The 20,785-nt window shown below is 72.9% G+C and carries 17 protein-coding genes; 11 read left to right on the top strand and 6 right to left on the bottom strand.

Annotated features, from left to right (window positions below; genetic code table 11):
* Positions 1 to 123 precede the first annotated feature (123 nt).
* Positions 124 to 735, bottom strand: coding sequence for an NAD(P)H:quinone oxidoreductase (gene wrbA, locus LZG04_RS09035; RefSeq protein ID WP_233815201.1), 612 nt, complete (start codon positions 733 to 735; stop codon positions 124 to 126).
* Between the two features lie 201 nt (positions 736 to 936).
* On the opposite strand from wrbA, the gene sigJ reads away from it, so the two are divergent.
* The 7 genes from sigJ (at position 937) to LZG04_RS09070 (ending at position 7,607) form a co-directional block, all read left to right on the top strand.
* Positions 937 to 1,893 carry an RNA polymerase sigma factor SigJ gene (gene sigJ / locus LZG04_RS09040; RefSeq protein ID WP_233815203.1) on the top strand — a complete coding sequence of 319 codons (957 nt, stop codon included), beginning with the start codon at positions 937 to 939 and terminating at the stop codon, positions 1,891 to 1,893.
* A gap of 78 nt (positions 1,894 to 1,971) precedes the next feature.
* A complete protein-coding gene (locus LZG04_RS09045; RefSeq protein WP_233815205.1) occupies positions 1,972 to 3,042 on the top strand; it encodes an acetylserotonin O-methyltransferase in 1,071 nt (356 codons plus the stop codon).
* A gap of 124 nt (positions 3,043 to 3,166) precedes the next feature.
* Positions 3,167 to 3,646 carry a carboxymuconolactone decarboxylase family protein gene (locus tag LZG04_RS09050; protein WP_233815207.1) on the top strand — a complete coding sequence of 160 codons (480 nt, stop codon included), beginning with the start codon at positions 3,167 to 3,169 and terminating at the stop codon, positions 3,644 to 3,646.
* Between the two features lie 103 nt (positions 3,647 to 3,749).
* Complete coding sequence (locus LZG04_RS09055; protein ID WP_233815210.1) at positions 3,750 to 4,646, top strand: LLM class F420-dependent oxidoreductase; 897 nt, start codon at positions 3,750 to 3,752, stop codon at positions 4,644 to 4,646.
* A 152-nt stretch (positions 4,647 to 4,798) separates the two neighbouring features.
* Entirely contained in the window at positions 4,799 to 5,653 is an 855-nt protein-coding gene (locus tag LZG04_RS09060; protein ID WP_233815212.1) for an SDR family NAD(P)-dependent oxidoreductase, read from the top strand.
* Between the two features lie 634 nt (positions 5,654 to 6,287).
* Positions 6,288 to 7,076: an alpha/beta fold hydrolase gene (locus tag LZG04_RS09065; protein ID WP_233815214.1), complete on the top strand. Its 789-nt coding sequence runs from the start codon at positions 6,288 to 6,290 to the stop codon at positions 7,074 to 7,076.
* Between the two features lie 138 nt (positions 7,077 to 7,214).
* Positions 7,215 to 7,607 carry an STAS domain-containing protein gene (locus LZG04_RS09070; protein WP_233815216.1) on the top strand — a complete coding sequence of 131 codons (393 nt, stop codon included), beginning with the start codon at positions 7,215 to 7,217 and terminating at the stop codon, positions 7,605 to 7,607.
* Positions 7,608 to 8,224: 617 nt separating this feature from the next.
* On the opposite strand, the gene LZG04_RS09075 is transcribed toward LZG04_RS09070, so the two are convergent.
* A complete protein-coding gene (locus LZG04_RS09075; protein ID WP_233815219.1) occupies positions 8,225 to 10,078 on the bottom strand; it encodes a DUF2264 domain-containing protein in 1,854 nt (617 codons plus the stop codon).
* Between the two features lie 29 nt (positions 10,079 to 10,107).
* Positions 10,108 to 12,837, bottom strand: coding sequence for a Tat pathway signal sequence domain protein (locus LZG04_RS09080; RefSeq protein WP_233815221.1), 2,730 nt, complete (start codon positions 12,835 to 12,837; stop codon positions 10,108 to 10,110).
* A gap of 273 nt (positions 12,838 to 13,110) precedes the next feature.
* On the opposite strand from LZG04_RS09080, the gene LZG04_RS09085 reads away from it, so the two are divergent.
* The 3 genes from LZG04_RS09085 (at position 13,111) to LZG04_RS09095 (ending at position 17,086) form a co-directional block, all read left to right on the top strand.
* Positions 13,111 to 14,199 carry a LacI family DNA-binding transcriptional regulator gene (locus tag LZG04_RS09085; protein WP_233815223.1) on the top strand — a complete coding sequence of 363 codons (1,089 nt, stop codon included), beginning with the start codon at positions 13,111 to 13,113 and terminating at the stop codon, positions 14,197 to 14,199.
* A gap of 247 nt (positions 14,200 to 14,446) precedes the next feature.
* Positions 14,447 to 15,787 (top strand): glycoside hydrolase family 43 protein, encoded by a 1,341-nt coding sequence (locus tag LZG04_RS09090; RefSeq protein ID WP_233815225.1) that lies wholly within the window; start codon positions 14,447 to 14,449, stop codon positions 15,785 to 15,787.
* A 156-nt stretch (positions 15,788 to 15,943) separates the two neighbouring features.
* Entirely contained in the window at positions 15,944 to 17,086 is a 1,143-nt protein-coding gene (locus LZG04_RS09095; RefSeq protein ID WP_233815227.1) for a cytochrome P450, read from the top strand.
* A 9-nt stretch (positions 17,087 to 17,095) separates the two neighbouring features.
* Here the strand turns inward: LZG04_RS09095 and LZG04_RS09100 are convergent, their stop codons facing one another.
* Both LZG04_RS09100 and LZG04_RS09105 read right to left on the bottom strand, forming a co-directional pair.
* Positions 17,096 to 18,241, bottom strand: a complete 1,146-nt coding sequence (locus LZG04_RS09100) for an oxygenase MpaB family protein (protein WP_233815230.1) — start codon at positions 18,239 to 18,241, stop codon at positions 17,096 to 17,098.
* A gap of 169 nt (positions 18,242 to 18,410) precedes the next feature.
* Positions 18,411 to 19,559, bottom strand: a complete 1,149-nt coding sequence (locus LZG04_RS09105; RefSeq protein WP_233815232.1) for a Cmx/CmrA family chloramphenicol efflux MFS transporter — start codon at positions 19,557 to 19,559, stop codon at positions 18,411 to 18,413.
* A 484-nt stretch (positions 19,560 to 20,043) separates the two neighbouring features.
* Between LZG04_RS09105 and LZG04_RS09110 the strand changes: the two genes are divergently transcribed.
* On the top strand, positions 20,044 to 20,397 hold the full coding sequence (locus tag LZG04_RS09110) for a hypothetical protein (RefSeq protein ID WP_233815234.1): 354 nt from the start codon (positions 20,044 to 20,046) through the stop codon (positions 20,395 to 20,397).
* A 4-nt stretch (positions 20,398 to 20,401) separates the two neighbouring features.
* Here LZG04_RS09110 and LZG04_RS09115 read toward each other — a convergent pair whose 3' ends face one another.
* A complete protein-coding gene (locus LZG04_RS09115; protein ID WP_233815237.1) occupies positions 20,402 to 20,584 on the bottom strand; it encodes an aromatic amino acid ammonia-lyase in 183 nt (60 codons plus the stop codon).
* Positions 20,585 to 20,785 lie beyond the last annotated feature (201 nt).

The following is a 20,785-nucleotide window of genomic DNA, read 5'->3' on the forward strand; positions in this document are numbered from 1 at the left end:
TCAGCAGGTCGTCGGTTCTGACATAGAGTGCGGTCGCGAGGGTGTCAATGTCGGTCGTCACAACCCGTACATCGACACCCTCGCCCCACGTCTCCAGGCGTCCTAACCCTTGGAATCAATCATCTAGGAGGCGGCGCGGCCGGCCTTCAGGGCCGCGGCGGTCTCCGCCACGCGCTTGGCCTGGTAGCGGACCGCCTCCAGGGCCACGTCGTTGGGTGCCTCGCTGCCGCCGACGTGGGAGGCGCCGTAGGGGTTGCCCGACTGGAACTGGATCGGGTCGGTGTAGCCGGGGGGCACGATGATGCCGCCCCAGTGGTAGAACGTGTTGCCCAGCGCCAGCAGGGTGGACTCCTGGCCGCCGTGGGCGGTGTTGGAGGCGGTGAACGCCGAGTACACCTTGTCCGCGAGCTTGCCCGCGAACCACAGCGGACCGGTGGTGTCGATGAACGCCCGGAGCTGGCTGGAGGGGTTGCCGAACCGGGTCGGCGTGCCGAACAGCACCGCATCGGCCCAGTCGAGGTCGTCGTGCGCCGCCTGGACGACGTCGGCGGAGTCCTGCACGTGCTGGGCCCACGCCGGGTTGGACGCGATCGCCTCCTGCGGCGCCGTCTCGGCCACCTTGCGCACGCGCACCTGCGCGCCGGCCTTCTCCGCGCCTTCCGCGGCGGCCTGCGCCAAGGCGTGTACGGTGCCGGTGGCGCTGTAGTAGATGATGGCGACGTTCACGGATTCCATGATCGGTTCTGGTTCCTTAGGTTGATCGTCTGGGCGGTGCCGGAGCGCGCGGCCGGACGAGCGGGGACGGGTGGCCCCGACCCGGGCTGGAGCCGGTCTCCACCACTACGACGACGCGAGCCCTCGCTTTGTGAGGTGACGCGCGCCACTCGGTGCGTTGCCTCAGACTGGCGGGAGGCGACCGAGGGGGTTGGCGACACCATGAGCACGCACACCGAGCGGGAAGACGACGGGCTCGACCCCGGCCTGAGGGCGATCATGGGCGAGCGGCGCCTGTTGATCAACCTGGCCTACCGGCTCCTCGGCTCCCTGGCCGACGCCGAGGACGTGGTGCAGGAGACCTACGCCCGCTGGTACGCCCTGTCGCGGCAGGAGCAGGAGGCCATCGACTCCCCCGGCGCCTGGCTGACCAAGGTCGCCAGCCGCATCTGCCTCGACCAGCTCCGCTCGGCGCGGGCCCGGCGGGAGCGCTACGTCGGCGAGTGGATCCCCGAGCCGCTGCCCGACCACACCGAGTGGGTCGGCGGTCGACCGGGCGGCGCGACCGGCGACCCGGCCGACCGGGTCACGCTCGACGAGTCGATCACCATGGCGCTGCTGGTCGTGCTCGACGCGATGACGCCGGCCGAGCGCGTGGCGTTCGTCCTGCACGACGTCTTCCGCTACCCGTTCAACGAAGTGGCCGAGATCGTCGGCCGCACGCCCGCCGCGTGCCGCCAGCTCGCCACGTCGGCCCGCCGCCGCGTGCGCGCCGCGCAAACCCCCGACGCGGCGGCGGCACGGCGTGCGGACGTCGTCCGGGACTTCAGGCAGGCGTGGGAGGCCAAGGACATCGACGCGCTCATCGGCCTGCTCGACCCCGAGGTCGTGACGGTCGCCGACGGCGGCGGCCTCGTCAGCGCCGAGCCGCGCCCGGTCCGCGGCGGCGAGCGGGTCGCGCGCTACTTCGTGGACCTGCTCGACCGCGTGCCCGGCCTGACCGTCCTCGAGCGCACGGTCAACGGCCAGCCCGGGCTGGTGACGCAGCACGACGGCGTGACGGTGACCGTGATGGCGTTCGACGTGGCGGGCGAGGTGATCAAGCACATCTGGGCGGTGCGCAACCCGGAGAAGCTGCGGCCGTGGCCGGGTGCCGCCAAGCCGGCGCCAAGCCGCTGACCAGTCCGGGCCAAGTCCGGTGGCCGATGCTGCGACCCAACCGGCGGTGGACACAACGGACTCGAAGGATCGAGCTTGATGACGCCTGAAGCCACGCTCGCGAAGTTCCGCGAACACATGGTCGGACCCGCGCGTTTCATGAACCTGCTGTCCTGCTTCGAGCTCGGCGTGATCGACGCGCTGCGGGAGAGGCCGGGACTGGACGCGGTCGAACTGGGCCGCGTGGTCGGCGCCAAACCGGACGCCGTGGAACAGCTCCTGCACCTGCCGGTCAAGGAGGGCTTCGTCGCCTACGACCCGGCGACGGGCGGCTACTCCCTCGACGCGCTGGCGGACCTGCCCCAGGCCGACCTGGACCGCGTGCTCATCTTCATGGACCTGGTCAAGGTCACCATGCTCCGGCAGCTCTACTACCTCACCGAGAGCGTCAAGGCGGGCACGGTCGTCGGCCTCAAGGAGTTCTACGGCTACGAGGGCAACCTGTTCGGCGCGGTGGCCGAGCACAAGGACCTGCGCGAGTCGTGGGCCACGGCCATGGACGCGGGCACCGCCCGGGTCGACCCGTGGTTCTTCGACAACGTCGAGATCCCGGCCGGCGCGCGGGTGCTCGACCTGGCCGGCAACACCGGCCTCGGCGCGATCAACACCTACCGGCACAAGACGTCCCCCGGGCTGCACGTGACGACGTTCGACCTGCCCGAGAAGGAGCAGGAAGCCCTGGAGAACTTCCGGGCCAACGGCGTGGCCGAGCACTGCTCGTTCATCGGCGGCGACGTGTTCCGCGAGGTGCCGACCGGGTTCGACGTCGTGCTGATCCGGCACTTCCTGACCCTGTGGGACCGCAGCGAGGTGCTCAAGATCCTGCACAACGTCAACAAGTCGCTCGACGTCGGCGGCCAGGTCAGCGTCCTGGTGCCGGTGTACCAGGACGACGTCCGCGAGCACGACTCCCGTTCGGTCGACTTCTACCCGGCGTTCTTCCTGGGCTGCGCGATGGGCCAGGGCGGGCCGCAGAAGCTGTCCACGTGGAGCGGCTGGCTGGAGGAGTGCGGCTTCGAGGTGACCGAGGTGGTCGTCGAGAACCCGACCGACATCCCGGCGGACGCCCTGCCGCTGCAAGCCGTCGTGTCGGCGCGGAAAACCGCCTGATCGACCGCGCCGGCGGGACCGACGACCGCGGGCGGGTCGGACGTGGGCGCAGCGGCTCCTCACATCCGACCGCCCTGCCTCGTCGGAAGAGGTGTCAACACCGCACCAACCTGAGGAGCACACCGTGGAAGCTCGCCTGGACCTCTTCGGCAACCAGGTCGCGACCAAGGTCCTGAAGTACATCACCTCGGCGCACAACGTGGTCGCGAAGTCGAGCCTGCCCGCCGGGACGGCGGAGCTGATGAGGCTGCGCGCCAGCCAGATCAACGGCTGCGCGTTCTGCGTCGACATGCACACCAAGGAGGCCCTGCACGCCGGGGAGACGCCGGTGCGGCTGAGCCTGGTGGCGGCCTGGCGGGAGGCCACGATCTTCACCGAGGCCGAACGCGCGGCGCTGGAGCTGGCGGAGCAGGGCACCCGCATCGCCGACGCGGCGGGCGGCGTCACGGACGAGGCGTGGGCCAACGCCGCCAAGCACTACGACGAGGAGCAGCTCGCCGCGATGGTGGCGCTGGTCGCCATCATCAACGCCTTCAACCGCATCAACGTCATCACCCAGCTGCCCCACGCCGGCGACTACCACGCCGGCCAGGTGCTCCTCTGAGGACGAGGGCACGGCCGGGACCGCCGGTGCCGTCCCACCCGAGCAGCAGGACATCGACACCGGCGGACTCGACGTCCGCGACGGGAAGCAGAGGTTTGGAACAATGAAGTTCGGTGTGTTCTCCATGAACTCCGACGAGGGCCTCGACCCGCTCGAGCTCGCCCGCGAGGCCGAGGGGCTGGGCCTGGAGTCGGCGTTCGTGCCCGACCACAGCCACGTGCCGGTGACCCGTTCTATCCGCTTCGGCGCGGGCAACGAGCAGACCGTCAACATCGCCGAGCGCAAGGACCTCAGCGAGGGGTTCGAGGAAGCGGGCAGCGACATGCCCCGCGACTTCTACCGCAACCGCGAGCAGTTCGTGACGCTGACCGCGATGGCCGCGGTCACGTCGACCCTGCGCATCGGCACCGGGATCTGCCTGGTGGTGCAGCGGGACCCGATCTGGCTGGCCAAGCAGGTCGCCACCCTCGACCGGTTGTCGAACGGGCGGTTGATCTTCGGGGTCGGCATCGGCTCGCCGTGGAACCACGAGGAGATCCGCAACCACGGCGTCGAGTACCGCAAGCGGGTGTCGGTCATGGCCGAGCGGATGGAGGCCATGCGGCGGATCTGGACGCACGAGAAGGCCGAGTACCACGGCAAGTACGTCGACTTCGACCCGATCTACTCGTGGCCGAAGCCGGTGCAGCAGCCGGCGCCGCCGGTGTTCGTCGGCGGTGACGGCCCGACCGTGCTGGACCGGGTGCTGGCGTTCGGCGACGGGTGGATGCCCGGTCACCACGCCGACCCGGGCCTGTTCAAGGCGCGGGTCACCGAGCTGCGGGAGCGCGCGGCCGCGGCCGGTCGCGCGCACGTGGAGGTCACCGTCTTCCTCGCCCAGCTCGACTCGCTGGACGACTACCAGGAGGCGGGCGTCGACCGGGTCGTGGTGATGCTCCCGACCGGGGTGGAGCGGAAGTTCCTGAAGGACGTCGCGGACGCGATGTACAGCTCGTCCTGACCGGCGCGGCCGAACCCCCGTCGGGCGCAGGCCCGACGGGGGTTCGGCCGTGCGCGCGGACCTGTGGTCCAGGTCACGCGCGCACGCTGTCACAACGACGGGCTCTCCGGTGCCTTCATGTCGTCAACCCCGGACGGCAGGAGGAAGAGACAGTGGGCAAGACCTGGTTCGTCACCGGTTCGTCGCGCGGCCTGGGCCGCGAGTTCGTGAAGGCCGCCCTGGCGCGCGGCGACCGGGTCGCCGCGACCGCCCGGAGCACCGCGGGCTTCGCCGACCTGGTCGCCACCTACGGCGACGCGGTGCTGCCGCTGGAGTTGGACGTGACCGACAAGGCCGCCGTCTTCGAGAACGTGCGGCGGGCCGTCGAGCACTTCGGTCGCCTCGACGTCGTCGTGAACAACGCGGGCTACGCGCAGATCGGCGCGATCGAGGAGCTCGGCGAGCGGGAGCTGCGCGACCAGCTCGAGACCAACCTGTTCGGCGCGGTGTGGGTCGTCCAGGCCGCGCTGCCGCACCTGAGGGCGCAGGGGTCCGGGCACGTCGTGCAACTGTCGTCGGCGGCCGGGCTGGTGGCGATGCCGCTCGGCGGCGCGTACCACATGTCCAAGTGGGCCGTCGAGGGCTTCAACGAGGCCCTGGCCCAGGAGGTCGCCGAGTTCGGCATCAAGGTGACCGTGGTCGAGCCCGGCGGCTTCGCCACCCGCGACGGCAAGAACCCGGACCCGCTCGCCAACGGGCACCTGGCCGAGCGCAGCCCGGTCTACGACGGCCTGCGCCGCCGGCTCGCGGGTGCGATGGCGAACCAGCCCGCCGGGGACCCGGCCGCCGCGGCACAGGCGCTGCTGGCGCTCGTGGACGCCGACAACCCGCCGCTGCGCGTCCTGTTCGGCCAGGGGTTCTACCCGATGATCCAGCGGGCCTACGCCGCCCGGCTGAAGACGTGGGACGAGTGGCAGCACCTGTCGGCGCGGGCGCACGGCCCGCTCGAACCCGCGACCGGCGCCTGAGCCTCTCCTCCGGACCGTCACGCCCGACGCGGCACGCGCGCACCCGGCGACTCCCCGGGTGCGGCGGCTGCGGTCCTCGTGGCGCCGGTGCTGGTGGCGTCGCCCGCCCACCAGCCCGCCCGGCCCTGACGCACCCGTCAACTCCTGGCAACGGGTGCGCTACGGCAACACCACGAGCCGCTGCGGTGGACGTGGGCCACCCCTCCACCGCAGCGGGCGCGCGAACCCTCGTCCGGACCGCCACACCTCCGGTCGGGCACTGCCGTCCGCAACGTCCACCCCGGACCGTGCCCGAACGCTGACGTGACCGCCGCCCCGACCCGCCGCATCCCACGATCGGGTGAGACGGACGGCACTCCCGGACGGGAACACCGGGCCGCCCCGAGCCGTTGTGCCCAGTGGTCGGTGCGGTCCGTGTCCCCGGGCCTCACCTATCGCCTTCGCGGAACACCGTTCGGCTGGAGCCGCGTCGAGCCACTCGCCGAGAGGCGACCGCCGCGCCGACCCCTGAACCCGCCTCCGGCCGTCGCCTCCCCCAGCGCGGCCGGAGGCTGCTCGTGGTTCGGTCGCGCCGGTGCGGGTACGTCCCCGGCATGTGCGCCAAGATCCCCGACGTGACGCCGGCCGGGTGCCGATGAACCGGCCGGACGCGTTCACCGCCGAGTACACCGCCGCCGCGGGCACCCTCGTCCACGCGGGCGTGCTGGGACCGCGCGGCGCGCCCGAGGTGGTGTGCGTGCCCGGGCTGGGTTGCTCGCACCGGTACTTCCTGCCGCTGGCCCGACGGCTGGCACCCCACTCCCACGTCACCGCGGTCGACCTGCCGGGCTTCGGCCGCACGCCCGGTCCGCCCGAGCCGCTGGACGTGCGGGGGCTGTCCCTGGCGCTGGCCGACTGGCTGCGCGCCACGGGGCGGGGCGGCGCGCTGCTGGTGGCCAACTCCGGCGGCTGCCAGGTCGTCGTGGACCTGGCCGTGCACTCCCCCGACCTGCTCGGCCCGGCGGTCCTGGTCAGCCCCACGGTCGACCGGCACGCCCGCTCGCCGCTGCGGCAGGTCGCACGGCTGGTGGCCGACATCCCCCGGGAACGGCCCTCGCTCCCCTTCGTGGTCGGCCCGGACTACCTCGCCTGTGGCCCGCGCCGGATGGCCGCGACGTTCCGCCACCTGCTGGACGACCCGGTCGAGCGCAAGCTCCACCACCTGCGCACACCGGTCGTCGTCGCACGGGGCAGCCGCGACCCGATCGTGCCCCACTCCTGGGCGGCGGAGGTCGCGGCGCTGCTGCCGCACGGCAGGCTGGCCGAGGTGCCCGGCGCGGGCCACGCCCTGAACTACTCCGCCGCCGACGCCCTGGCCGCCGTCACGCTCCCGTTGCTGCGACGCCGGGGCACCGTGCCGTCGTGCGACCGCGGCGGCAGGTGACCTGCGCGGTTGTGGTTCGGCCGTCCGAGACGTACCGTCGGAGGTGTCCGACCGCCACACCACGTTGCGCGCGGAGCGACGAATCGAGTTGAGCAGAAGCTCGGTTGTTGGTTCTCGTACCAACCCGAGGAGTGCCCCATGGGCGAAACCTGCACCGACAGCACCGACACGACCACCCGGATCCACCACCACGGCGGCGTCGCCGTGGTCGAGGTGACCGGCGAGGTGGACACGGCCTGGGACGCGTCGATCCGGGCGGCCGTGGCCGACCAGCTCGACCGACGACCCGCCGGCCTCGTGCTCGACCTGACCAAGGTCGACTTCTTCGGCTCCACCGGCATCCAACTGCTGGTGGAAGCCGCCCTGCGGGCCCGCGAGCTGGGCGTGGCGCTGACCGTGGCGACCGACCGGCGCCTCGTCCTGCGCCCCCTGGAGATCACGATGGTGATCGGGATGCTGGACATCCGGCCCACGCTGCGGGACGCGTTGGCGGCCCTGCGGTCCGACGACCTGTCCACGTCCCACCGCTGACCCACGCACCGACCCCTCACCGCGCCCCTCGGAGGCGAGGTGAGGGGTTTTTCGTGCCTTCCCGAATGCCTCCCGCTCCCATCCACAACATCGCCTCACCCTGCCGCGCGACCCGTGGTGCACGATTCAACCCGCCGACTCGCCACCGTCGCAGGGTTCGCCGCCGAACACCTGCCTAACCGGTAACGAGCTTTCGGGACGGGACCGTGATGTCCGCCGCGCTGACGACCGGGGCGTTCGCACCGGCCGTCCACGCCGCGACGGCCCGGTACGAGGCGGAGTCCGCCACCTGCGAGGGGGACCATCGCGTCGAACCACTCGGGGTGCCACCGCGGAACTGCTCAACGACAGCCAGGGCGAGAAGCGGAACCCGACCAGCCCGACCACGACCGACAGCGTGCCGCGGCTGCTCACCATGGTGTAGACGGCCGCTGCGCGCCAGTCGCCGAAGATGTCGCCGTAGGGGGTGGGCGAGTTGCCCCGGCCGCTTCGACCGCGCCGTAGTCCGAAGTGCGGGCGCGGGCATGGCCGCCCCGCCCCGAACGAACATCGCCTGCCCCGCGCCAGGCCCGTCGTGCCCGCCCGGTCGCGAACCCCCGCGGCCGGGCGGGCACCGGTCAGGTCGAACGCTCGCAGGTCGGGACGTCACCCCAGCGGATCGTCACCGCCCCGTCGGGCAGCGCCAGCTCCACCAGGTCGTCCTCGACGCGCACACCGACCACCGGCGGATCGTCGCCCGCCACGGCGAGCCGGACGAGGCTGACGTAGACCGCCGTGCCCCCGGGATGGCTGTCGGCGATCACGTGAGGCGTGGCGGAGTGGCTGCCGAACGCGTTCGCGCCCTTCGCCGCCACCACACCCGCCCGCGTGAAGCCGTGCAGGGCGCGCACGGCGCTGGTCAGCCCGTCCGGACGCCGCGCCAGCGCGACGCCGTCGGCCGCACGCGTGTCGAGCGGCACCGGCGCCGCCAAGGCGTGACCACCGTCGCGCACCCGGCGACCGGTCGGCGCGGTGACCCGGTGGACCCTGATCTCGGCCGCGCCGCGCACCACCGACGCCGTCACCACGTGCACGTCACCGTCGCGATAGGCCGAGGCGGCGAAGCGGTCCCCCACCGCCAGCGGTTCGATGCGCCGGCGCGCGGACGCCGTGCCGTCCGGCGCGATGACGGCGAGCTGGTTGTCCACACCGCCGTGGTCCGGCCCGGTGTGGCTGGTGTAGCCGAGCCTGAGGTAGTGCGGGTCCGGCACGCCGTCCGCGGGCTGGACGCGATCGCGGTCGCTGCCGTGGTTGACCAGCCGCACGACGCCGTCCGCACGGGTGGCGTGGAGCAGCCAGCCCGGCGCGGGCATCGCCACGACCTGGTCGGCCAGCTCGACGGGCGCCGGTTCCTCGGGGTCGGTCCACACCGGGTGGTCGGGCGGCACGAGCAGGCCGAGGAACGCCTTGCTCGCCCAGTACGGCGACGCCGGGCCCGAGTAGTCCTGCACGACCGGCGGGAACGGCTCGTACCAGCCCGGGGTCAGCAGCCCCCGCGCGTCCGGGGCACCGCGGTCCGCGAAGTGGCGCAGCACGCCGCTCGCGATCCGCCGGGTGCGGCCGGGTGGCAGGGGCGACGCGCCGGTCAGCGCGCCCAACCACAGCGGCGCGACCGCGGCGAACCGGTAGGTCAGGGAACGCCCCTGGTGCACCGGCCCGCCGTCGGCGGCGAAGAAGTGCTGGTACTGCTCCAGGAAACGGCCCAGCCGCGCCGCGTAGAGCTGCTGCCGGGCGGTGTCGCCCGCCATCCGCGCCCACAGCGACGGGTACAGGTGCAGCGCCCAGCCGCAGTAGTAGTCGAAGTTCTTGCCCTTGCCGTCGGAGTACCAGCCGTCGCCGACGTGCCAGTCCTCGATCCGCGCCAGCCCGCCGGTGATCTCGTCCGGCTCGTGCGGCCCGCCGACCTCCGCCAGGAACTGCTCCACGACGACCCGGAACAGCACCCAGTTGTTGTCCGGCGTGCACTTGCCGACGAACCCGGCCAGCCACGCCACCACCCGTTCCCGCTCGGCGGCCGACAACCGGTCGAACAGCCACGGCCGCGTCTCGTGCAGCGCGAGTGCCACCGAGGCCGCCTCGACCAACTGCTGGGACATGTCGACCAGCGGCGGCCACGCGTACGGGTGCGCCGGATCGGTGCCGGCGACCAGGCCCCGCGCGTACCGCTCGACGAGCGCGGGCGGCACGTCACCGCCCGCGCCCGCGATCCGGAACGCGGCGAGCAGGAACGTCCGGGCGAAGCCCTCCAGCCCGTCGCTCACCACGCCCGCCCGGCTCGCCCGGCCGGGCAGCCGGTACTGGGCGAAGTCGTCCGTCGCGTACGGCTCCACGGACGCGAGCAGGTGGTCCGCGACGGCCTCCCAGTGCGCCCTGGTCCAGCCGGTGCGCGGGGACCGTCGCGGATCGGGCGGCGGGAACGCGGGGTGGTCCACCGTGGGTCCTCCTGCGGTGAGGTGCGGTGCTACGCCGGGAGGTGGTCGCCGACCAGGGCCAGGCACTGGACGGCGGCCAGGCCGTACTGGGCGGAGGCGTTGACCGAGGCGAAGGCCGCCTCGTCGACCGGCTTGAGCACGGCCGGGCCCTCCACCCACGCCGACGCGAACGCCAAGGACTTCGGGTAGCCGGCGTGCCCGGTGTCGAACTCCTTCCACGCCCGCGCGGCCAGGGCAGCGTCACCGAGCTTGGCCGCGGCGTAGGCGGTGAGCCGGGAGTGGGCCTGGCGCAGGTTGAGGCTGCCCCAGGACTGCCCGGTCTCGGCCTGCTGCTCGGCGGCCGTGCCGTTGTAGAGGCGGCAGTACTGCAACCACGCCCTGGTGAACGCCTCGTCACCGGTCAGCGCGATCAGCTCGCTGCACACCTCGACCAGGCCGAACACCGATCCGAGCGAGCCGACGCTCACGGCGGGCGGCGCGGGCGCGAACTCACCGTTGTCGAGGTCGTAGAGGCCGCTGCCCTGCGCGAACCCGTTGGGCATGGCGGCGATGGTGCGCATGCCGTTGAGGAGCTTCTCGCGGGCGACCGGGTCACCGCCGCGTTCCCACTCGGTCAGCCAGGCCAGCGCGAGGCCGCTCCAGTCGGTCCCGGTGCCGACGCTGAGCGCGTGCGGGTCCGGCTCGTACGGCCCGGTGCGGATCTTGCGGATCAGGTCCAGCGCCAGGAACGTCCGGTCGGCGTCCACGAGGTCGCGCATGAGGTCGCCGGTGCGCTCGTCGGCGGTGAGGAAGTACAGGAAACGGCGGTAACCCGCGTTGCTGATGCGCAACTGCTTGGCGCTGTCGGCCCAGTGCTGCACGCCGTGCCGCGTGCCGAGGTCCTGCCACTTGCCCAGGTGGTAGACGTCGACCTCGCCGGTGTGGCGGGTCATCGCCTCGGCGAAGCGGAACACCTCGGCCCGGCCGGTGCGCAGGTAGTGGTACCACAGCCACAGGTCGGTGGACAGCTCCGAGTTGTCCCACGCATAGCCGCCGACGTCGTAGCGCCACACGTGCCGGTCGGGGTCGTAGCTGTGCATCACGTCGCCGTAGTCCCAGAAGCCGTACCAGGACCGCTGCTCGACCTGCCCGCTGTGGTACTCGAACAGGAAGTCCAGCCGATCCTCGATGCGCGCCCTGGCCGGGGTCGAGCGGTCGACCGGCGACCAGTCGCCGAACACGCCGGCCGCGTGCAGGTGCGCCGGTGGCGCCACCACCAGCGGCGGCGTCCGCACCGCCTGCGCCAGCTCCGCGAAACGCGCGGCGGGCGGGGTCGCGTCCAGGGCCCAGAACAGCAGCTCGGTCGTGCGCGCGATGCCGTACGGGGTGCCGAAACCCGGCTCGTAGTCCTCGTAGGTGATCTCCAGGCCCTCCAGTTGCTCCGCGTAGGTGTCCTGGCCCAGGCCGTCGTGGTAGAAGCGCAGGTCCATCGGCCCGGCGTCGGGCGACCACAGCCACACCGTCACCTCGGCGGTGTCGCCCGCCGCACCACGGACGTCGAGCTGGGTGGGGTGCAGTTGCCAGAAGTTGCGCATGCCGAACGCGAACCCGCCGCCCGGACCGCCCACGTACCCGAGCCCGCCCGCGCGACCGGCCGAGTCGACCGGGATCCAGCCGTGCCCGGCCTCGGTGCGCTTGCGGATCTGGAAGCCGTCGGCGGTCACCTGGCGCAGCGAGTAGTCGCCGAAGGTGGGGATGAGGTGCAGCCGGGAGCTGACGCGCGTGTCCCAGGTGGCCACGGGCGGGGTGGCCCGGCCGGCGACCTGGGCCTGGCGGACCGCCGCGCCGGGGTCGCGGCGCAGGCCCGTGACGCCGCGCACCGCCTCGGCCAGCACGCCGTCGCCCGGACCGGCGAAGCGCACGTGCCGGTCGTGCGGCTCGTCGCGCATCGGCACCTCGAACCGGATGCCCAGGCCGCGGATGAAGTCCTCGGTCTCGTCGCCGTCGTAGACGAACGTGTGCACGGCGCGGATGCCGTCGCTGCCGGCGTAGAAGTACAGCCGCAGGGTGAACGGCAGCCAGGTCCGGTTGCCGTGCCGGTGCCCGCCCTCGACCTTGACCACGGCGCGGACCGGGCCGGTCTGCTCGACGGTCAGCTTCTCCACCCGGCCGGTGAACCGCTCCACCTTGGCCGAGCCGACCTCGTCGTCACCCGCCTCGCCCTGCCGCAGGCACACCAGCCGCCCGTTGCGCGCGATCTCGCGGTCACCCCGGAACAGGGCGCGGACCACGTGGTCGCCCTTCTTCGGCAGCACGCACCGCAGGACGCCCGTGCTCACCTCGACCTCGTTGCGGCCGTCCCGGACGGTCACGGCCGCCGCCGACGCGGCGGGCGTCCCGCCGGTGAGCACGTACTGCTCGGCCGGCGGCACGTCCGCGCCCAGGGCGTGCGCGGTCCACTTCAGCGAGCCGTCCGGCCAGTACGCCGTCGCCCACGACTGCACGGGCACCTGCTGCCCCGCCGCGGTCCGCAACGCGAACGCCTGGCCCTTCGGCACGGTGCCCTTCGGCCACGGGACGCCCCACGTGGACCCGCCCGCCAACTGCGGGGGCGCGCCGCCCTCCAGCCACTTGAGCGCGACACCGTCGTCGAGCCGGCCGCTCGCCGTCGCGGGCCACGTGTTCTCGACCGGTGCGGCCTGCGCCTCGCCGGGACGGCCGAGCTGGGTGGCGGCACCGACCGCCGCCGCGCTGAGCAGGAGGTTCCGTCGGGAGATCATCGCCATGAAGGGCTCCACAAGGGTGGGCGTCGCTCCGGGGATCGCGGTGCGTGTAACCGTTTACTGTCGGCTAGATCGCAACACCACCTGGGAAATGTGTCAAGACCGTGCGGGCTTGGTGGTATACGGTTACGCCGATCATCGGCCGAGGAGTGACCTGGCGGGTCGAGCACCGCACCCCGATCCCGGCGAGGTGATTTGACAGCCCGGCGGCCGGCCGGAAACATCGCGTGTAAGCGATTACGCGGGGTTGCACGGCAAGGTGGAGGCGGGATGGTCCGGCGCGCGGCGTCCGACAACGGGGAACCGCGACCGACGACGATCCGCGACGTGGCCGCGCACGCCGGCGTGTCCGTCGCGACCGTCTCCCGGATCCTGTCCGGGAACTACCCCAGCGCGCCCGCCACCCGCACCAGGGTGCTGCGGGCCGTCCGCGAGCTGGACTACGTCGCCAACGCCCACGCGCGCGGGCTGGCCGGCGCGAGCAGCCGCAGCGTCGCCATCATCGTCAACTCCGTCGTCTCACCCCACTACGCCCACGTGGCCCAAGGCGTGCAGACGCAGGCCGCGGTCGAGGGCAAGCTGTGCATCGTCGGCACCACCGGCGGCGACGCCGAGCGTGAGCTGGCCACCGTCCAGCTCATGCGCCAGGAGCACGCCGAGTGCGTGATCCTGGTGGGCAACGTCGTGGCCGACGACGCCTACCGGGAGCGCATGGTCGAGTACGCCCGCGCGCTGGCGCTCGCCGGTTCGCGGCTGGTGCTGTGCGGACGCCCGACGCTGGGCCCCGACGTGCCCGCCCTGGTGGTGGAGTACGACAACACCGGCGGCGCGCACGCCATCACCAGCCACCTGCTCTCGGCGGGCCACCGGCGCATCCTGTTCCTGGGCCGCCGTGACGGCTACAGCACGCAGGAGAGCCGCATCGCCGGCTACCGCAAGGCCCTGGCCGACCACCACGTGCCCCACGACCCCGGCCTGGAGGTCGAGGGCACCATGGAGCGCGGCGAGGGCTACCGCATGATCCGCGAACGGCTCGCCGCCGGGCCGCGCGACTTCACCGCCGTGTTCGCGGGCAACGACCTCATCGCCGCCGGCGCCCGCCAAGCGCTGCGCGAACACGGCCTGCGCGTCCCGGACGACATCTCGCTGGTCGGCTTCGACGACCTGCCGCCCGCCGCCGACATCGACCTCACCACGGTGCACGTGCCGCACGAGGAGCTAGGCCGCACCGCCGTGCGCATGGCGCTGCAACGCGCCCGCGACAAGTCGGGCGCACCCGAGCACGTCATGCTCGGCACCCACATCGTCATCCGCGACTCGGTCCGCCCGCTCATCCACGCCGACCCTCCCGCCCGGTAGCGGTCACCGGCCGACGGGTTCCGACCCGGCTCATCCACCACCGCCTCCGGTGCCGCCCTCCCCCTGGGGCCGCCGTGGCCACCTCGCGGGGATGTGAGCGCTAACAGGTTGCCGTCGCGAACCGCGAGACCGCACCTCGACTTGGTCTCATTACGCAAGGTCGACCCTTGAAAGATCGCCGCGCGGGCTGTTAGCGTTCACACGCCCTGTGTGGCACCGGTCACACCCGCCGTTCCGAGGAGAGACGATGACGTCCCCCCGCAAGAGGATCACCGCCGCGGCGGCGGTCCTGGTGACCGCGCTGGCGGCCTCCCTGCTGGTGCACCAGCCCGCCGCGCAGGCCGCCGGTCCCGTGCCGCACTACGTGATGACGGCGTTCACCAACAGCAGCGAGTCGAACATGTACGTCTACGACTCGGCGAACGCCACGAACTTCAGCCTCGTGCGCTCCAACGCCTACACGCCACCCTCGGGCCTGATCCGCGACCCCAGCGTCATCCGGCACACCGACGGCTACTACTACATCGTCTACACCACGGGCTGGACCGGGAACACGATCGGCTTCGCCCGCAGCGCGGACTACACGACGTGGACGTTCCTGCGCAACGTCACCGTCGGCCTCAACGGCTCCACCGGCAGCACGTGGGCCCCGGAGTGGTTCAAGGACTCCGACGGCAGCGTGCACATCGTCTTCTCCGCCTCCACCACCGGCACCGCGGGCCAGTTCCGCCCCTACCGGATCACCGCGACCAACAGCTCGCTGTCCGCGTGGACCTCGCCCGTCCCGCTGGGCATCCCGGCCAACTACATCGACAGCTTCCTGGTCAAGGTCGGCGGGACCTACCACAACTTCCTCAAGAACGAGACCACCAAGTACATCGAGCACGCCACCGCCACGTCGCTGAACGGGCCGTGGCAGTTCGTCGGCACCGGCAACTGGGCCGGCTGGGGCTCCGGCCTCGAAGGCCCGGCGCTCGTGCAACTGCCGGACGGCCGGTGGCGGATCTACTTCGACCAGTACGGCAACAAGCGCTACTTCTACGCCGACAGCGCCGACCTGAACTCCTTCGGCGCCAAGGTGGAGCTGCCGGGCCTGTCCGGCACGGCCCGGCACTTCACCGTGCTGCGGGAGAACGTCGGCGACAGCACGGCCGTGCCCACCGGCAGGCGTTCGCTGCGCTCGGCCAACTTCACCGACCGCTACGTCCGGCACCGCGACAACCTGGCCTACGTCGACCCGGTCAGCACCGCCACCGACCGGGCGGACGCGACGTTCACCGTGGTGGCGGGGCTGGCCAACGGCAACTGCTACTCGTTCGAGTCGGTCAACTTCCCGGGTTCCTACCTGCGGCACAACAACATGCGGCTGGTGTTGAACACCAACGACGGCTCGGCGGTGTTCCGCGCCGACGCCACGTTCTGCGGACGGGTCGGGCTCGCCGGCGGCGGCACCACGTCGTTCGAGTCCTTCAACTTCCCCGGCCGCTACCTGCGCCACTACAACTACGAGATGCGCCTGGACCTCAAGGGCTCGGACGCGGTGTTCGCGGGCGACGCGTCGTTCACGGTGACCACACCGCTGGGCTGACCGACGCCGAACGCCCGCCTGACGGATTGACGGTCGCGCGACCCGCTGGAAATACTGGCCCTTCCCCCACTCAGGGATGGTGCTCATGAGATTCCTGCACAGGATCCTCCGGCGTCGACGCTTCACCAGCACCGGCTACTACGCCTACCCGTCGGTGTGATCGGTTCCGCCCGGACCACCGTGCTGCGGTGGTCCGCGGCGGCGCGGTCCGGCGACGGGATCGTCGAGGTCGAGCCCGGGGTGTGGCTGGTCACCGATCCGGGCGAGACCGAACGGCTGCTGGCGAGCCGTGACGCGACCACCGCGAGGACCGGCGGCCGCACACCGCCCACCTCGTGGGGCCCGGACGGATTGGCCACCTGGATGGCGGTCCGAAGCGCGATGCGCCCCGTCCTGGCCGTGCCCGGGATCGCCGCGGCCGCGGACCAGGCCCGGCGGATCGTGGCCGGCACGCCGGCACCGGGTGAGGTCGACGCGGTGGCCTTGTCCGTGCGCCTGGTGTCCGCCGTCACCGCCCGGCACCTGCTGGGCGAACCGTCCGACGTCCTGCCCCCGTTGGTGGAACGCGAACTGGTCCTCGCGGGGCGGGCGCGCTCGCCGTTGGGCCGGCTTCGCCTGCGGCACGCCCAACGCGCCACCCGCACCGCCATCCTCGCGCACGTCCGGAACACCAGCTCCCCCGACGGCCTGCCGGCGGTCCTGGCGGAGCGGGGGTTCGACGAGCACACGGTGACGTCGGCCGTGCGCACCATGCTGCTGTCCGGTCACCACGTGCCGGCCACCGCGCTGGCCTGGGCGCTGCACGAGCTGGCCACCCACCCCGACGTCCAGCGCGACGCCCGCGCCGAGGCCCTGGCCCACGCCGGGCCGACGGCGGACCTGCCGCTGTGCCGTGCGGTGCTCCGCGAGACCCTGCGCCTGCACCCGCCGGTCTGGCGGCTGCGCCGTCGGCTCGTCGCACCGGTCCGCGACCTGCCGGCGGGCGCGGACCTGCTGTTCAGCCCCTACCTCAACCACCGCGCACCGGACCGCTGGTCCGAGCCGTCGCGGTTCCGGCCGCGGCGTTGGACCGGCGACTTCCGCCCGGCTCCCGGCACCTACCTGCCCTTCGCGCTCGGCCCGCGCACCTGCCCCGCGGCACGGCCGGCCCTCGCGCAGCTGACGGTCGTGCTCGCGGCCGTGCTGCGCGCCCACCACCTGGACCCGCACCGCGCACCCGTGCCGACCTTCGACGTCCTGCACGCCCCCCGCCGCCTCCGGCTGCGCCTGCGCCCGGTGGCGGCCGAGCCCCGCACGTGAGCGGGGTGGTCAGACCGGTTCCGCGGGCGTGACGACCGGGCACGTGCCGGCCGCCTCCCAGCGCTCGCGCAGGTCGGTCGGGATGCTGAGGGTGGTCGACTGGCCGTCGGTCAGGGTGCGGACGCTGCCGCCGAGCAGGAGGGCACCCGCCTTGTCCAGGATGGTGTTCGCCAAGGCGCTGTTGTCCTCCGAACGCTCCAGGGCGCGCACCAGGCGGGTGCCGGTCCGCACGACGCCGGCCCACGCGCGGGAGCGCGGCACCTCCATCCAGTCGGCCACCTCCGGGTCGACCACCTGGCGGATCATGGCCGCGATCACGCCGTCGAAGAGCTTGCCGGGGAACAGCTTCTCGTACGTGGTGAGCAGGTTGCGGGTCAACGTCACGCCTTCGGGTGACGGGCCGTAGGCCGCTCGCACCATGACGGCGTTCAGCTCGCGGGCGTCGTCGAGGGTTTCTGGCAGCGCCTGCACCGGGATGCCGAGCATGGCCCCGGTGACGCGCCAGACGTAGTAGTAGTCGGCGGCCTCCTGCTCGGTGACGGAGATGCCGATGCGCCGCATCCCCTCGATCACCTGCACGGAGAAGATGAGCAACGCGCCGACCATGTCCTGCTGGCAGACCGGGACGCCTTCGGCCTCGACGTCCCACCGGCCGGAGGCGGTGAGGAAGTGCCGGACGGCGGCGTGGATCAACCGGGTCTTCTGGATGGCAGGCACGAACGACCCGCCCGAGCCGAACGCGTCGCGCCCCATCATGTTCAGCACGAACTGCGAGGTCTCCGAGAGCCTGCGGTGCGGCTGGTTGAGGCCGTGGGTGAGGGTGAGGGCCCGCGAGGCGCGCGGCTGGGCGTAGCAGTTGACCATCGCGCCGAAGGTCAGCACGGAGGCGACGTGCACGCCGTCGTCCACGAAGAAGTCGTAGGCGCGCGCGACGCGGTCGGGGTCGGCCCAGTCCGGCGGGTTGTCCGTGGCGATCAGGAACTCGCGCACGACGGTGGGCAGGTCGTCCGGGATGGGCTGGTCGTTGGCGCGGAAGTGCGTCAGCACGCGGTTGACCTCGCCGACCCGGCCCGTCGCGATCAGCTCCGCGACGACGGCGTCGGCGAGCGGGTCGCCCTGGTGCTTCAACGCGTCCACCGCGGCGGTGTCGATCATGGTGTGTCCCCTCGCTGCCGGTGGCACCAGTCCACTCTCCGTCGCACACCGGCACTAGAGACACGATCAGGTGACACCTTCCGGCGGGACGTGCGCACGGTGGACTCTCCGCACTCGGCGGCCACCGTTCGGTGGCCGCCCGCGGACGTCGTGCGACCGGCGCCGACGGTCAAGCGCTCCGGCCGGGTCTGAACCTCAGCGCGACGAGCAGCGCGACCGCGACCAGCAGCGCGCTCGTCCACAACGGCCCGAGGTTCCCGGTGTGGAGCGTGGTGGCGGCGAGGAGCGGCCCGGCGGCCGCACCGACGTTGAGCGCCGCCGTGGCGTAGGAACCCGCCATCGTGGGTGCTCCGGCCGCCTCGTAGAGGACTCGCGTGATCAACGTGCCGCCCAACGCGAACGACAGCACGCCCTGCGTGAACGCCAGGACGAGCAGGGCGGCGGGCCGGTCCGCCAGCACGGCCAGCGCGACCCAGCCGAGCAGCAGCGCCGGACCACCGGCCGCGAGCACCAGGCCGGGCCGCCGGTCGGCCAACCGCCCGGCGGCCGTGACACCGGCGAACGACCCGAGGCCGAACAGCACCAGCACGACCGGCACCCACAGCTCGTCCAGCCCGGCCGTGCCGGTCACGACCGGGGCGAGGAAGGTGAAGGTGGCGAAGGTCGCCGCGTTCACCAGCGCGCCGAGCACCAGGACCAGGACCAGTCGGGGACGCCGGAGCTGCCCGAGCTCCGACCGCAGGGCGGGCCGTCCGGCCGCGCGTCCCCCTCCACCGGCCGCCGGCAGTCCGGTGAGGACGCCGAGGGCGGCGGGCACGCAGAGGAGGGCGACGGCCCAGAACGTGGCCCGCCACCCGAGCAGCGCGCCGAGCGCCGCGCCGCCGGGCACCCCGGCGATCGTGGCCGCCGTCGTGCCCGACAGCAACACGGCCAGCGCGCGTCCCTTGAGGTCGGGGCGGACCAGCGCGGCGGCGGTCGTCAGCGCCACGGCGAGGAAGCCCGCGTTCGCCAGCGCCGCGACCACCCTGGTCACCACCAGGACGGGGAAGTTCGACGTCAGCGCGCCGACGACGTGGGCGGCCAGGAACGCGACGACGAACCCGGGCAGGCTGAACCGGCCCGGCCGGTCACGGGCGAGCGCGGCCATCAGCGGCGCGCCGACGACCAGGCCGACCGCGAACGCCGACGTGAGCAGGCCGGCCGTCCCGACGCTCACGTCGAGGTCGGCGGCGAGGTCCGGCACGAGGCCGGCGAGCATGAACTCCGAGGTGCCCATGGCGAACACGGCCAGGGCGAGCAGGTACAGCGGGACGGGCATCGAGTGGGCTCCGAGGTGGGAGAAGCACGAGAAGGGACCTCTCGTCACCGCGGTCAGCGCCCGAGGCGCACCGGTCGCGGCCGCGCGCACGCGGCGTCACGGACCTGCGATCAGGGGTTCAGGGGGCTGACGGCGTGACCGAAAGCCCCCACCGTGTCCGCCTCGGGACTCGACATGGCGCCCACCCTAGCCGACCCCGTCGCCGGACCGGGTGTCGAACACCCGCCCGCGGCCTTCCCGGTGACGGGGAATTCGGCACCCCGCAGGTTCCGCCGCACCTCCGGCGAACCGGGCGGTCATCGACGCACCGGCCGCGTTCGCCCTAATCATCCCGCACGTCCGGGTCGGCTCGCCCGTGCCGCCGCGTGCCACCGGCCACCGCCGCCGGGCACCAGTCGACCGGGCGGCACCTGGCTGCTGTCACCGCCCTGATCAACAGGAGCGCGCAGGACCGGTGGGGCACGGGGCCGAGCGGGCGCGCCCGGTGAGCGGAGCCGAGTTGGCCGCGGCCCGTGCGGGCCGGCTCGACCACGACTACCTGCCCGGCCTGGGCGTCGCCTCGGTCCAGCCCTACCTCGACCGGTACGCCGAGCGGTCCGCCGCCGCACGGGCCGCGCTGACCTGGCGGGCGCTGCCCTACGGCGCGGACCCCGCCGAGCAGGTGCACTTCTTCCCGGCGACCGCGCCGCTGGTGGTGTTCGTGCACGGCGGCTGCTGGCAACTGCTGGACGAGTGGTCCTCGGCCTGCGGCGCGCCGGGGCTGGTCGCCGCCTTTGCGGCCGTGGGCCAGCCCCTCTCCCCGCACGCGCGGGTCGCTGCGGGCTTGACGTCCGATTGACCAGCTACAGGATCCGGTCGACGTACTCCGGCCGCACGCGCGTCGTCCCGCGCGCCATCGTGTTGGCCCGCAACACCAGCGCCAGGCGTGCCACCCGGTCCGACAGCGCGCTGGTCCTTCGACGGGCCCAACGCCTGGTTCCAGCCGTGGACCCGCTGCCGGCCGCCAACCGCCCCTGGACCGGCATTCGCGCTCCCCCGTCGTCTCACGCCACCGGGCTGGGAGGTGACAGATCCTGACACCGGGTCCGGTGCCGGGCCGGGCGTGCGGGATCGGACCCGGTCATCGGGTGACGGTGGCTCGCCCGGTAACGCGTGCGGGAAGTCCTTTCCGGACCTCCCGGTGCGGGCCGCCAATCGATACGCACCGCACCCGTACCCAGGTCGGC

The organism is Saccharothrix sp. S26, from assembly GCF_021390395.1.
In the GTDB taxonomy this organism is placed as follows: domain Bacteria; phylum Actinomycetota; class Actinomycetes; order Mycobacteriales; family Pseudonocardiaceae; genus Actinosynnema.

What these genes read in the sequence shown, in the direction of transcription:
- wrbA (WP_233815201.1), bottom strand. Translation starts at nt 735, where the DNA reads ATGGAATCCGTGAACGTCGCCATCATCTACTACAGCGCCACCGGCACC.
- sigJ (WP_233815203.1), top strand. Translation starts at nt 937, where the DNA reads ATGAGCACGCACACCGAGCGGGAAGACGACGGGCTCGACCCCGGCCTG.
- LZG04_RS09045 (WP_233815205.1), top strand. Translation starts at nt 1,972, where the DNA reads ATGACGCCTGAAGCCACGCTCGCGAAGTTCCGCGAACACATGGTCGGA.
- LZG04_RS09055 (WP_233815210.1), top strand. Translation starts at nt 3,750, where the DNA reads ATGAAGTTCGGTGTGTTCTCCATGAACTCCGACGAGGGCCTCGACCCG.
- LZG04_RS09065 (WP_233815214.1), top strand. Translation starts at nt 6,288, where the DNA reads ATGAACCGGCCGGACGCGTTCACCGCCGAGTACACCGCCGCCGCGGGC.
- LZG04_RS09070 (WP_233815216.1), top strand. Translation starts at nt 7,215, where the DNA reads ATGGGCGAAACCTGCACCGACAGCACCGACACGACCACCCGGATCCAC.
- LZG04_RS09080 (WP_233815221.1), bottom strand. Translation starts at nt 12,837, where the DNA reads ATGATCTCCCGACGGAACCTCCTGCTCAGCGCGGCGGCGGTCGGTGCC.
- LZG04_RS09085 (WP_233815223.1), top strand. Translation starts at nt 13,111, where the DNA reads ATGGTCCGGCGCGCGGCGTCCGACAACGGGGAACCGCGACCGACGACG.
- LZG04_RS09090 (WP_233815225.1), top strand. Translation starts at nt 14,447, where the DNA reads ATGACGTCCCCCCGCAAGAGGATCACCGCCGCGGCGGCGGTCCTGGTG.
- LZG04_RS09100 (WP_233815230.1), bottom strand. Translation starts at nt 18,241, where the DNA reads ATGATCGACACCGCCGCGGTGGACGCGTTGAAGCACCAGGGCGACCCG.
- LZG04_RS09105 (WP_233815232.1), bottom strand. Translation starts at nt 19,559, where the DNA reads ATGCCCGTCCCGCTGTACCTGCTCGCCCTGGCCGTGTTCGCCATGGGC.
- LZG04_RS09115 (WP_233815237.1), bottom strand. Translation starts at nt 20,584, where the DNA reads ATGCCGGTCCAGGGGCGGTTGGCGGCCGGCAGCGGGTCCACGGCTGGA.